The sequence below is a fragment of the Oribacterium sp. P6A1 genome (assembly GCF_000702885.1).
GTDB lineage: Bacteria > Bacillota > Clostridia > Lachnospirales > Lachnospiraceae > Oribacterium.
Map to the genome: position 1 here is coordinate 57,804 of NZ_JNKO01000002.1, position 12,661 is coordinate 70,464.

General features: G+C 46.6%; 12 protein-coding genes. All 12 read left to right on the top strand.

Annotated elements, in window-relative coordinates; genetic code table 11:
- The first annotated feature begins 110 nt into the window (after positions 1-110).
- Entirely contained in the window at positions 111-2,051 is a 1,941-nt protein-coding gene (locus T515_RS16260; RefSeq protein ID WP_051671321.1) for a DUF4234 domain-containing protein, read from the top strand.
- A gap of 89 nt (positions 2,052-2,140) precedes the next feature.
- Positions 2,141-3,103, top strand: coding sequence for a hypothetical protein (locus T515_RS01575; RefSeq protein ID WP_036606830.1), 963 nt, complete (start codon positions 2,141-2,143; stop codon positions 3,101-3,103).
- Between the two features lie 34 nt (positions 3,104-3,137).
- The gene (locus T515_RS01580; RefSeq protein ID WP_242839306.1) at positions 3,138-4,115 is read left to right on the top strand and encodes a spore photoproduct lyase family protein; all 978 of its coding nucleotides are present in this window, start codon (positions 3,138-3,140) and stop codon (positions 4,113-4,115) included.
- Positions 4,116-4,269: 154 nt separating this feature from the next.
- On the top strand, positions 4,270-4,998 hold the full coding sequence (locus T515_RS01585) for an SDR family oxidoreductase (protein WP_036606832.1): 729 nt from the start codon (positions 4,270-4,272) through the stop codon (positions 4,996-4,998).
- A gap of 154 nt (positions 4,999-5,152) precedes the next feature.
- Entirely contained in the window at positions 5,153-6,100 is a 948-nt protein-coding gene (locus tag T515_RS01590; RefSeq protein WP_036606835.1) for a ketopantoate reductase family protein, read from the top strand.
- A 36-nt stretch (positions 6,101-6,136) separates the two neighbouring features.
- Positions 6,137-6,268 carry a hypothetical protein gene (locus T515_RS18140; protein ID WP_278245392.1) on the top strand — a complete coding sequence of 44 codons (132 nt, stop codon included), beginning with the start codon at positions 6,137-6,139 and terminating at the stop codon, positions 6,266-6,268.
- A gap of 320 nt (positions 6,269-6,588) precedes the next feature.
- The gene (locus T515_RS01595; RefSeq protein ID WP_051671357.1) at positions 6,589-7,740 is read left to right on the top strand and encodes an NRAMP family divalent metal transporter; all 1,152 of its coding nucleotides are present in this window, start codon (positions 6,589-6,591) and stop codon (positions 7,738-7,740) included.
- Between the two features lie 277 nt (positions 7,741-8,017).
- Positions 8,018-8,740 carry a 5-oxoprolinase subunit PxpB gene (gene pxpB, locus T515_RS01600; RefSeq protein ID WP_036606838.1) on the top strand — a complete coding sequence of 241 codons (723 nt, stop codon included), beginning with the start codon at positions 8,018-8,020 and terminating at the stop codon, positions 8,738-8,740.
- Positions 8,741-8,853: 113 nt separating this feature from the next.
- A complete protein-coding gene (locus T515_RS01605) occupies positions 8,854-9,861 on the top strand; it encodes a biotin-dependent carboxyltransferase family protein (protein WP_036606841.1) in 1,008 nt (335 codons plus the stop codon).
- A 34-nt stretch (positions 9,862-9,895) separates the two neighbouring features.
- Complete coding sequence (gene accB, locus T515_RS01610) at positions 9,896-10,357, top strand: acetyl-CoA carboxylase biotin carboxyl carrier protein (protein ID WP_036607183.1); 462 nt, start codon at positions 9,896-9,898, stop codon at positions 10,355-10,357.
- 89 nt (positions 10,358-10,446) lie between these two features.
- Entirely contained in the window at positions 10,447-11,796 is a 1,350-nt protein-coding gene (accC, locus tag T515_RS01615) for an acetyl-CoA carboxylase biotin carboxylase subunit (protein WP_036606844.1), read from the top strand.
- Complete coding sequence (locus T515_RS01620) at positions 11,796-12,560, top strand: LamB/YcsF family protein (protein WP_330372623.1); 765 nt, start codon at positions 11,796-11,798, stop codon at positions 12,558-12,560. Before accC ends, T515_RS01620 begins: the two co-directional genes overlap by 1 nt.
- Positions 12,561-12,661 lie beyond the last annotated feature (101 nt).

The window sequence follows — 12,661 nt, forward strand, 5'->3', positions numbered from 1 at the left end:
CCTGCGGCGTTACAGCCAAAGTGCTGTTGAAGGGTCGTTATGGAGTCGGTTGTTTGCGGAATTAATTTAAAGGACGCCTTTGTGGGAAGGCGGCCGGAAGAGGGGTAATTATGTTTTGCACGAATTGCGGAACCGAAGTAAATGATGGATCGAAATTCTGTCCTGTCTGTGGCAACAATTTGCAAGCGCAGAATAATGCTCAGGGTGTTGCAGGCGAAGCTGCGGAAGATACTGCAGCAGTAGTGAATGAAGCAGCAGAATCAGCTGAGGCTGCTGTGAATACAGTGGATGGGGCAGCGTCTGCAGAAGATGCTGGTGCTGCTATAGCTGAAGAGACAGCGGATAATGCTGCAGAAGGCGCAGGAACTGTTGATACTGCTGCATCAGAAAATATTCCGGAGGCTGGTGTTAATACGGCGGGAGTTGCAGCAGGTTTTGCGGCCGGAGCGGCGGTTGTCGGAAATGCTGTTTCGGATATGACTGAAGCGGCTGTACAGCCGGAGGGAGAGGCAGTTTCAGGATCCGATGCTTCAGGAAATGTAACTGCTCAGTATGCAAAACGAATCGAGGAGCAGAAAGCGGCATATTCAGGATCATATACAGGCAATCAGTCGGCCCAGAACAGCCAGTACGGCGCACAGCAGGACCAGTTCAACGGTCAGAACAGCCAGTACGGCGCACAGCAGGACCAGTTCAACGGTCAGAACAGCCAGTATGGTGCACAGCAGGGCCAGTTCAACGGTCAGAACAGCCAGTACGGCGCACAGCAGGGCCAGTTCAACGGTCAGAACAGCCAGTACGGCGCGCAGCAGGGCCAGTTCAACGGTCAGAACAGCCAGTACGGTGCACAGCAGGGCCGGTTCAGCGGTGAGACAGCACAGTTTAACTCACAGCACAGTCAGTTTAATCAGGGACAGGCAAATAGTGGTTTCAATGGGGCACCTTATGGTAATCAGCAGTTCAATACAGCCGCAGCTCAGCCTAAGAGCGGTATAGTGACTGCGGGAATGGTGCTTTGCATTATCGCTCTTGTTCTTTCCTTCTTCCAGATCTTCTATGTGCTTGGAGGAGTTTTTGGAATATTCGGCGGAATAGGCGATGAAGGATTCTTCGGATTTATTTTCGGTGTCATAAGTTTTGTTCTCCATGTGATCAAGCTTTGCGGTCTTCTGGGTTCAGCTCTTATCATGTATCTCATCTGGAAGAAGTGGGATGACAGCAAAGCAGAGCCGCTTATGGCCGGAGCGCTTACAGGCGGTCTTGCAGTGATTTTGACAGTGGTTCTGAGAGCGATATTTACTGCTGTTTTTAACGGCGTAATTTTCGGATATACCTATGCCGGTATGTTTTCGGGAGCTTTCCTGAGCGTTGTGTTTGCTATCGCCATGATGGTTGCTACTTATGTTCTTATCAATGAGAAGAAGATAAATCCTATTGCGGGTCTTCAGGGAGGAAACCCCGGTGATGTTCTGAAGAACGATCTTAAGGCGGTCTACGATATGGCTATGGAAGCAAAGGACGAATTTCAGTCAGGGAAGAACGGTTCTGCCAATGCCGGCGCTTACAGCAATGTGAACCAGAATGCCGGATACGGAAATCCTGTGAACGGTCAGCCTCAGCCAAACAACTTTGGCGGTGGTATGCTTTCAACAGACAGAAGCATAGTTGCATATATCCTTCTCGGTCTTGTTACCTGTGGTATCTATGATCTGTATATGCTTCACTGCATCATTCAGGATGTGAACATTACCTGTGCGGGCGACGGAAAGAAGACTGCTGGAATTCTGGAGTACATCCTTTTTGGTATTCTTACCTGTGGAATTTACGATTACATCTGGCTGTACAATCTCGGAAACCGTCTTCAGAACAATGCTCCGCGCTATGGAATGAATTTCCAGGAGGGTGGTGCAACTATCCTTTTGTGGTGGATATTCGGAGCATTCCTTTGCGGAGTCGGTCCGTTTGTGGCAGCTAACATCATTATCAAAAATTCAAATGCATTAAATGCAGCGTATAACAACATGGCTGCACAGCAGAACGGAAATTTCTGATCCTGAGATAAAGCGGTCGGAATTGTGAAAATCCCTGTGAGAGTTTGAGGCATCATTCTCCGCAGGGATTTTGCTAATGGAGAAAATAAATGGTTTTCATTTTTACAGCATTGTACCCTGAGGCGAAGCCTCTCATAAAAATGTTTGGATTGAAAAAACGTACAGACAGAAGCAGGTTTCAGCAGTTTGTGCCGGAGGATTATATCAAAGCGGCGTCCGGAACTGATGGAATGGAGAAGGAGAACAAGGAAGGAAAAATAAAACCCGGAATGGTGCTTGCAATTACGGGAGTCGGACCGGTCAACGCGGCTGCGGCGGTTTCTTCTGTTCTCACGGAATATAATGCGGGATCCGGAGACCAGCTTCTGTCCTTCGGAACTGCGGCGGCTTTGCATGGACGGAAAGAAGGCTCTGAGAATCCTGAGGGGACTATGTTCCTTCTTAATAAGCTGTTGGATCAGAATTCTGACAGATGCTTTTATCCGGATATGCTTATTGATGCCATGGTCCCTGAGGCATCAGCGGTAACGGGCAGCTCGGTTCTTTCTGAAAGGGCTGCCGCGTTTATGGATATGGCGGCCCGGGACTATGATCTTTATGACATGGAGGCGGCAGCTGTGTATCAGACAGGAGCATTTTATATGGGGCCTCATCAGATGAGCTTCATGAGAGTAGTCACTGACATGGGCGTTTCTGATAATGTTTCTGACGTGAGGATGCTGTCTGACCGGGTAACCGGATCCGTCGAAAAGAATGTGGAGCAGATCCTTGGTTATGTGGAAAAGCTTCGCGAGATTTCTCTTGAGGATGAGAAAAGAATGAAGATATTCGGGGATGGTGAGGAGAAATATGTGGAAAAAGTCATTGCAGATGCACATTTCTCAAAGGTTATGAAGGACAGTTTTACACAGTATGTGAAGTATGCGGCTCTCAGCGGCATAAACTGGAGAAGGATAGTGGAAAAGCTCTATGATGAGGGCGTGCTTCCGACTATAGATAAACGTAACGGAAAGAAGGTGCTTGATGTTGTCAGAAATGTCATTTCGGAATAAACCTTTTTCTCATATATATGTTGAGGAAAAGGTTATGGCGGATCCTTTATGCAGGGAAAAAGCTGAAGAAATAATCAGACATTTTCCAAAGGCGGAGATCATTAAAATAAACCATTATAAGGATGTATTTAACAGACACAAACAGAACTGTGTCAGGCAGCATGAATCCCAGGCATTGATACTTGCAGTGAAACAGGGAAAACTTGTCTATCCCGGTGCGGAGGTGTGCCAGAATATGGGACATAAGCATTTTTACTATACCTCCTGCATGATGAACTGTCTTTTTGACTGCGAGTACTGCTACCTTAAGGGCATGTACCCTTCCGGGAATATGGTGATATTTCTGAATCTCGGGGACATCTTCAAAGAGGTGGAAGATCTTCTTTCCGAACATCCTGTTTATCTCTGCGTTTCCTATGATACCGATCTTATGGCTATAGAGGCACTAACGGGATATGTGGGAGAATGGATAAGGTTTACAGAAGAACATCCGGATCTTGTGATAGAGGTGAGGACAAAGGCCGGAAATATTGATTTTGGAAAACTGCCGGCAAAGGGTACAGGAAAAAGCATTTTTGCATTTACGGTATCGCCGGATTATGTTGTGGAGCATTATGAACACAAGACCGGAAGCCTCTCTGACAGGATCAAAAGCATTAAAAGGGCTATGGAACTGGGATTTACCGTAAGGCTGTGTTTTGACCCTATGATTTATTGTCCGGACTGGAAGACGGAGTACGGGAAAATGATGGATAGAATAACTTCTGAGATAGACATGGACAGGATCCATGATGTCAGCGTGGGGAGTTTCAGACTGTCGGAAGATTATCTCAAGGCCATGCGGCGAAATATGCCTGGAAGTGCGGTTGTACAGTATCCGTATCAGAATGACCATGGAGTTTATCATTACAGTGAGAAACTGACGAATGAGATGGAAAACTGGATGGTGAATCGTCTCAGGGAGTTTATTCCTGATGAACGGATTTTTCGCTGGAAAGAGCAGGAGGGATAGAGGCGGTTTACGATAAGCGTTAAAATCCGGCATTGAAGCGATTTGTGCTGAGGGCTACCGGGAGACAGGCTTATGATACTTATGTCATAAAACAAACGCTATAGCTGATATGTAAAAATTGGTATGAATTATGTGAAGGAAAATGGGGTATAGTATGAATGAAACAGCAAAAAAGAAAACTGCCATCGTGACCGGAGCCTCATCGGGTATCGGAAAAGCCATAGCACACAGGCTCGTGAAAATGGGGTATGAGGTTTACGGCATAGGAAGAAACTTTGATGAGGAAGAAATACCGGGATTCCATCACGTTATCTGTGATCTGAGAGAAACCCGGGAGATGCTTGCGGCTATAAAGCGGATAGTTAAGACTCCTGGCACTGAACCGGAGGTTCTGGTAAATAATGCCGGTTCCGCATACTATGGCCTTCATGAAGAATTGAATCCGGAGAAGATACAGGAGATGGTGAGAGTCAATCTTGAGATTCCCATGGTCATCACCCAGCAGCTTCTCAGAATTCTGAAAGAGAATAAAGGGTATATCTTCAATATCTCCTCTGTTACGGCCATATCCAGCAATCCCCACGGAGCGGCATATGGTGCAACCAAAGCAGGGCTCCTGAGTTTTGGCCGAAGCCTTTTTGATGAGGCGAGAAAATACGGAATAGGCGTTACTTCTATTCTGCCTGATATGACGGATACGGCACTTTATCGAAATGCTGATTTTGAAGCTGATGCTGCCATGGATGCCCATCTGGAACCGGAAGATGCGGCAGATGCCGTGGAGTATGCATTAAGCGTGAGAAAAGGAGTTTGCGTGCCTGAGATAGTTATAAGGCCACAGCTTCACAGAATTAAAAAGAAAAGCAGGGATTTTTGCAGATAAAAAAAGTAAGGATCCAGCTCATGGACAAAGGGGGATTTGTCTACAAGTTAGACCCTACTATCTATGATTTTAATCTTAAATCAATGAAAGTCAAATAAATAAAGTATAAAATTTATTCAAAATATTGCGGTTTTTACGGAGGAGAGGTGCGGTAATGGAGAATATGAAAATAACGGTTGCCGGAGTCGGAGCCATCGGAGGATTGCTCGCGGCTATGCTTGGAAGAAAGTATGAAGACCGTATTACGCTCATTGCGAGAGGCGAACATGCAAAAGCCCTGAGAGAGAAGGGACTCACCATGGAGAGCGAGTTTTACGGTGACAGCTTCATGAAACCGGCGGCGGTAGCGGAAAAAGGAGAGGAGATACCGGTACAGGATCTGGTGCTGATATGCTGCAAGAATTATTCTCTTGACCAGCTTTCAGAGCAGATCAGGCCATGTATAGGTCCTGATACCATAGTGATGCCTGTTATGAACGGTGTGGAGCCGGGGGACAGAGTACGTGAGAAGTTTCCGGAAGCCATATGCATAGATGCGCTTATTTATACCATAACAGCAAAGGCTTCCGACCATTCTGTTAAACAGTCGGGTCCTTACACGCACATGTTCATCGGCTCAAAGTTAAAAGATGAGCGCCATACCGAAGCTGCGAAAAAGGTACATGAGCTTTTTAAAAGCGTGGGATTTGATGCAAGATACAGTGATGACATCATGTCGGAGATATGGCAGAAGTTCATCCTGAATTGCGGTTTCAATGTCATAACCGCGAGATATCTCACCAATACGGGAGGTGTCCGCAGAAACAGTGAGTGGGCAAAGGATTTTCATGAGCTTATGAAAGAGGCGGAAGCAGTCGGACGTATGGAAGGCGTGAATATTCCGGAAGGAACAGCAGAGAAGAAATATGAGTATTGTATGGAAAATCAGAAAGATGATGCTACCTCTTCTCTAAAGAGGGATGTGGAAGCCGGAAGGCAGGCGGAACTTGATGCCTTTCTCGGGGCTGTGATCAGAAAGGCCGGGAAATACGGCATAGAGGTGCCGTATTCCGAAAAGTACCACAGGGAACTGTCGGGAATGATAGATGCATACATGGCATAAGTGTTATATCATAAATAATAATTAACGGAGACTCCAATGGCGGATGAACAATCTGCAGATGGAGTCTCCTTTTTTATCTGCCATAAGGCTGTCATGTCACCGGAACAGGTACCGGTGCTAAAAAACCGGATAGGAATTACCTATGATTATGAGAAGAAATACCTATAATTATAACGGACACGAATGGTCATGTCTGTTATAAACCTTTGTGCTGTTTTTTAAACAAAATTGAAAAAATAATAAAAAACAGGTTGATTTTGCGAGGGTTTGAACTTACTATATAACTATGATTCAAATATGTTTTGAAGAGATATAACCAAGAGAAGGGGGTAAACAAAGTGAAACAGGGAAATCAAGTCCTTAATCAAGTCCTAAAATACGGTGATCAGGCAATTGACGCAGGTGATGCAGTTCAGGGTTTCAAGGAAGAAACAAAGGTGAACTCAAAGAAGAGCGGAAGCGGGGCTTTGCTGGGTGCAGCATTCCTCATGGCAACCAGTGCCATCGGTCCGGGATTTTTGACACAGACCTCATCATTTACAGGTCAGCACCAGGCAAGCTTTGGATTCGTTATTCTGGCATCGGTCCTTTTGGCAGCCATCGCACAGCTAAACATCTGGAGAGTTCTCTGTGCCACAGGCCTGAGAGGACAGGACATAGCAAACAAAGTCCTTCCGGGACTCGGATATTTTCTTTCCGCACTGATCGTTCTCGGCGGTCTGGTATTCAATATCGGTAATGTCGGCGGCGGTGCTCTCGGATTCAACACATTACTGGGTATCCCCACAACAGTTGGTTATGTGCTTACAGGTGCCATTGCCATCGCGGTATTCCTTTCCAAGAATGCAAAGGGGGTTATGGATACCCTGGTTAAGATTCTCGGCGGAATCATGATTGCAGTTATCTTCATCGTTATCCTCATCGTAAAGCCGCCTGTAGGTGATGCTGTAAAGAACACTGTGATTCCTGCAACAGGCTATGGCGCATTGTTCCCGGCTATACTTACACTCCTTGGAGGAACAGTAGGCGGATACATCACATTCTCAGGTGCTCACAGACTCATCGATGCAGGAATGACAGGTGAGAGCAAGATGAAGGAAGTAACCAAGAGTTCGGTTACGGGTATCTTGATTGCAGCCCTGGTAAGAGTATTTCTTTTCCTTGCGGTTCTCGGAGTAGTAGCAAAGGGAGCGACACTGGACAGCGGAAATCCTGCAGCGGATGCTTTCAGACAGGGAGCAGGAGAAATAGGTTACAGATTTGCGGGACTGGTTCTTCTTTGCGCAGCAGTAACATCGGTTATAGGTGCAGCTTACACATCGGTTTCTTTCCTTAAGACCTTTAGCAAGAAGATAGCAGATCATGAGAATCTCTGGGTTATCGGATTCATCGCAGTTTCAACACTGGTAATGATCATTTCCGGTTCACCTGCAGCTCTCCTCATTATCGCAGGAGCTGTAAACGGACTGATTCTTCCTATATCCCTCGGTATCTCACTGGTGGCTTCCCAGAAGAAGTCAATCATGGGAGCTGACTACAAGCATCCTACAGTTCTCCTTGTTCTCGGTATCCTCGTAGTTATCATATCAGCTTATGTGGGTATCACATCCCTTGGAAACTTCAGTAAGCTTTTCAGCTGAGTACAGGTTTTTAGGAAAACATGTTGATGAGTTATATACGGGTCTTAAAGAAATCGACTTGTATGGTTTACGGATGTAAAATGTAAAATAGATACAGATATTCATGGAAGGTTCCGTGAATGTTTGGCCGGGTTAAGCCGTCGAATGCTGAAGCATGTTATCATGCATTTCATTCGGCGGCTAACGTTCAAGTAGGAGAAGTTTCCTGTCTGAACCAGGCTGTTTATATGGATCGGGAATGGATAGTTCCCGGTTGGATTAGGAGAAATATATATCTATGCAGAAGATAAAAATCGTGCCGGAGGGAGATTCTTCAATTCTTGTGGTATTTGAACAGACCATCTGTCCGGAGGTCAATCAAAAGATCGCAGCTGCGGCAAAGCTCATTAAGGCACAGCAGATATCGGGAATCATTGATATGATCCCTACCTACTGTTCACTTCTTATTAATTACAATCCTCTGGTCATAAGCTATGAGGCGCTGAGAGACCGAGTTGATTCCATAGTTCGCATGGAATCCAGAACGGAAGGCGGAAGAAAAAAGGTATGGGAGATTCCGGTGGTTTACGGAGGCGTTTACGGACCGGATCTTGAAACCATTGCGGAACATGCAGGTCTTTCCAGAGAAGAGGTTATAAAGATACATTCAAGTCAGGATTATCTCATATATATGCTGGGATTTCTGCCGGGATTTACCTATCTCGGAGGTCTTGATGAAAGGATACACACACCGAGACTTGCGACGCCCAGAGTAAGGATACCTGCAGGTTCGGTGGGAATCGGAGGTTCCCAGACCGGTATCTATCCCATGGATTCACCGGGAGGGTGGCAGCTTATGGGCATGACTCCCGTAAAAACCTACGATGCAGGAAGAGAGGTACCCATACTTGTGGAAGCGGGAGACTATATCCGGTTTATCCCTGTATCTGAAGAAGAATATCTATCCATAAAAAAAGAGGTGGATGCAGGTACATATAAGGTTAATGTTGAGGAAGGGTAGACCGGTGCAGCTTTGCGGGGACATACAGCAGAGGCTGAAGAATTCTGTTATGCATCCGGAGCCTCGCAAAGGGAATTTTACTTTTACGATATGCCGGAATTAAGGAGAGATCAATGGGCTTCAGAGTAATTAAAGGCGGACTGCTCACCACGGTGCAGGATCTGGGACGAAGCGGTTATCAGAGCCAGGGCTTTAATGTGGGCGGAGTAATGGACAGGAGATCATTCCGGATAGCCAATCTGCTTTTGGACAATCCGGAAAATGAGGCGGTACTTGAATGTACCCTCATAGGACCGACGCTGGAATTCACTTCCAGCCAGATCATAGCCATCACAGGAGGAGATTTCAGACCCGAACTGAATGATGATCCTGTACCTATGTATACCGCCATATATGTCAATAAAGGAGATGTTTTGAAGGTGGGTTCGGCAAGGACCGGAAGAACCTGTTATATAGCATTTTCAAATTATATGCAGATTCCTGTGGTTATGGGATCCAGGAGCACAAATCTGAAATGCGGAATAGGCGGATTCAAAGGAAGAAAACTGAATGATGGTGACTATATTTCTACCAGAATAAAGAGGAGAAAGTATCTGCCCTTCTTCCTTTCACGCTCACTTCCTCTGCATGAATTCGATAACAGTACGGAAACTGTAAGAGTGGTTATGGGACCTCAGGATGATATGTTTTCATCCAAGGGGATAGAAACATTCCTGAACAGTGAATTTACCGTATCCAGCAATTTTGACAGGATGGGCGTTCGAATGGAAGGTCCTTTCGTGGAGAGCAGGACCGGATCGGATATCATTTCCGACGGAATAGCTCTCGGCGCCATACAGGTGCCGGCTCACGGTAAGCCCATCATACTTCTGGCGGATCATCAGACAGCCGGGGGATATGCAAAGATAGGAACCGTGGCAAGTGTGGATCTGCCCAAGGTGGCGCAGCGCCGTATAGACGACAAAATAAGATTCAAGAGTATAACGGTGGAAGAGGCCCAGCATCTCATCAAGGTGGAGGAGCATGAATATCAGGAATTCAGAAACCGTATTCATAAACCGTGTAAGGAAGTACTGGAAGTAAGACTTACAGCCCAGAGGCTTGAGAAGCTGTTCGGCTGAACTGTATAAAGGGGATGGAAAGGAAGAACCGATGATGGATTTAGAGAAGATAGAGGGACTTGTAAAGATACTGGAAAAATCATCACTGAAGACTATGTCAGTGAGGGACGGAGAGTTCAAGATCACCATGAGTAAGCTTGATAATCCTCCTGTTATTTCGGGAGCGGCAGGAGCTTTGCCCATGACAGTGACAACTTCAGTTACAGAGGACGGAAAAGCATCACAAACCGATAAAGGAGCAGTGGATGATGAGACAGAGGTGAATATCACATCACCTATAGTAGGAACCTTCTACTCCGCTGCAGGGCCGGATATCCCTGCATACGTAAAGGTGGGAGACATGGTAAAGGCCGGAGAGACAGTATGTATCGTAGAGGCCATGAAGATGATGAATGAGATAAGTGTTGATTATGACTGCGAGATCGAAGCTGTGCTGGTATCCAATGAGCAGAAGGTGGAGTACGGTCAGCCTCTTTTCAGAGTAAAGAAAGTCTGATTCTCTGACAGGCTAAAAACGCCTGTTATAAGGCCGGCCCCGGATATGAGTATACAGGGGTAAGGTACAGAACCAGTGTGGAGGTTTAGATGTTTAAAAGAGTTTTGGTTGCAAACCGCGGAGAAATAGCAGTCAGAGTCATTCGTGCCCTCCGTGACATGGGAATAGTCTCAGTAGCGGTTTACTCAAAGGAGGACAGGGATGCACTTCATGTGCGTCTGGCTGATCTCAGGGTCTGTATAGGTGAGGGTCCTGCCAGAGATTCGTATCTTAATATGGATGCCATCATTTCGGCAGCTCTCAACATGGAGTGCGAGGCCATTCATCCGGGTTACGGTTTCCTTTCCGAGAACAGTGAGTTTGCAAGGAGATGTGAGGAAAACAATCTGGTATTTATAGGTCCGGCATCCTGGATAATTGATGAGATGGGAAATAAGTCCGCTGCAAGAAAGAAGATGATGGAAGCGGGAGTTCCGGTAGTTCCCGGAACCAAAGAGCCGGTGTATGACTCCGCAGCGGCTCTTACGGAGGCGAGAAACATTGGCTTCCCTGTTATGATAAAGGCCAGCTCAGGAGGCGGCGGAAAGGGCATGCGGGAATGTTTTTCCGAGGATGATTTTGAAGATGCATTTAATACTGCACAGCGTGAGTCTGCCAATGCCTTCGGAGATGACACTATGTACATCGAAAAGCTGGTGGTGCATCCCAGGCATGTGGAGGTTCAGCTTATAGGAGATAACTTTGGCAATGTTGTCACTCTGGGTGAAAGAGACTGTTCCGTACAGCGTAATCACCAGAAGCTTATTGAAGAGTCACCATCCCCGGCCATTGATGAGGAGACCCGCAGCAGGATGTACAGGGATGCAGCCATTGCAGCGAAGACGGTGGGATATAACAGCGCAGGAACCATTGAATTTATTGTGGATCAGAGCGGTGAATACTATTTCATGGAGATGAATACCCGTATTCAGGTGGAGCATGGAGTTACCGAAATGGAGACGGGGACAGATCTTATGGTGGAGCAGATCAGGGTTGCTGCAGGGGAACCTCTCAGCTTTGCGCAGGAGGATATAGTTCTTAAGGGTCATACCATAGAGTGCCGTGTGAATGCAGAGATCCCCGAGAAGCATTTCATGCCCAGCCCCGGAAAGATCACGAATCTTCTGCTTCCGGGAGGAAACGGAGTGAGAGTGGACACGGCTGTATACACAGGCTATACCATTCCCTCGGAATATGATTCCATGATCGCAAAGATCATCGTCCATGCACCTACGAGAGAGGCGGCCATAATGAAGATGAAGGCGGCGCTGGACGAGACTGTCATCATGGGTGTTGATACAAATCTTGATTTTCAGTATAAGATCATGAACAACCTGACATTCATGAACGGGAAAGCGGATACAGGATTTATAGCGGCATTTACAGAAGGAGGCAGATAATGCAGGTAGATTTAAACAGTGATCTGGGAGAGAGCTTCGGACGATATACATTGGGCATGGACAGCGAGATTATTCCGCTTATAACAAGTGCCAATGTTGCCGCAGGCTTCCATGCCTCTGACCCGCTGGTGATGAAGAAGACGGTTGAGTCGGCAAAGAGTTCGGGCATCGCAGTGGGAGTCCACCCGGGATATCCGGATCTTATGGGCTTCGGAAGAAGGAACATGGTGGTTTCCGATGAGGAATCCTATGCCTACACCATGTATCAGATAGGAGCGCTGGATGCTTTTCTGAAGGCTCAGGGCATGAAACTTCAGCATGTAAAGCCCCATGGCGCCTTTTATAACATGGCAGCCAAGGACAGAAGCCAGTCGGAGGCAATATGCAGAGCCATCAAAGACTATGATCCCGGGCTCATTGTTATGGCACTTCCTTCAGGAGAACTTTACAAGGCGGCAAAGGATATGGGACTGAGAGCTGCGGCAGAGGTTTTTGCCGACAGAGCCTACGAGGAGGACGGAACTCTGGTAAACAGAAAGAAGCCCGGAGCCATGATCACCGACGAGGAGGAATCTCTTAAGCGTGTTATCCGCATGGTTAAAGAACATAAGGTAAGGGCCATAAGCGGCAAGGATATAGATATCACTGTGGATTCGATCTGTGTTCACGGAGACGGAGTCAAGGCGCTTCAGTTTGTGAAGAGGCTGAGGGAAGGCCTTACTGCCGAGGGCATAAGCATTAAACCCCTGAGGGAATTTTTGTAATAAGGAAAATGCCTTCATGGAAATTTAATATGTGAGATGATTGATTAAGAACTGCTTTTTAATGACGATTTTTATCGACTTTAAAGGCAGTTCTTTTTCGA

Coding starts and splice junctions, on each gene's coding strand:
- T515_RS01595 (WP_051671357.1), top strand. CDS start 6,589: ATGGCAACCAGTGCCATCGGTCCGGGATTTTTGACACAGACCTCATCA.
- T515_RS01590 (WP_036606835.1), top strand. CDS start 5,153: ATGGAGAATATGAAAATAACGGTTGCCGGAGTCGGAGCCATCGGAGGA.
- T515_RS01585 (WP_036606832.1), top strand. CDS start 4,270: ATGAATGAAACAGCAAAAAAGAAAACTGCCATCGTGACCGGAGCCTCA.
- T515_RS01620 (WP_330372623.1), top strand. CDS start 11,796: ATGCAGGTAGATTTAAACAGTGATCTGGGAGAGAGCTTCGGACGATAT.
- T515_RS18140 (WP_278245392.1), top strand. CDS start 6,137: ATGGCGGATGAACAATCTGCAGATGGAGTCTCCTTTTTTATCTGCCAT.
- T515_RS01575 (WP_036606830.1), top strand. CDS start 2,141: ATGGTTTTCATTTTTACAGCATTGTACCCTGAGGCGAAGCCTCTCATA.
- T515_RS01580 (WP_242839306.1), top strand. CDS start 3,138: ATGGCGGATCCTTTATGCAGGGAAAAAGCTGAAGAAATAATCAGACAT.
- accC (WP_036606844.1), top strand. CDS start 10,447: ATGTTTAAAAGAGTTTTGGTTGCAAACCGCGGAGAAATAGCAGTCAGA.
- accB (WP_036607183.1), top strand. CDS start 9,896: ATGGATTTAGAGAAGATAGAGGGACTTGTAAAGATACTGGAAAAATCA.
- T515_RS16260 (WP_051671321.1), top strand. CDS start 111: ATGTTTTGCACGAATTGCGGAACCGAAGTAAATGATGGATCGAAATTC.
- T515_RS01605 (WP_036606841.1), top strand. CDS start 8,854: ATGGGCTTCAGAGTAATTAAAGGCGGACTGCTCACCACGGTGCAGGAT.
- pxpB (WP_036606838.1), top strand. CDS start 8,018: ATGCAGAAGATAAAAATCGTGCCGGAGGGAGATTCTTCAATTCTTGTG.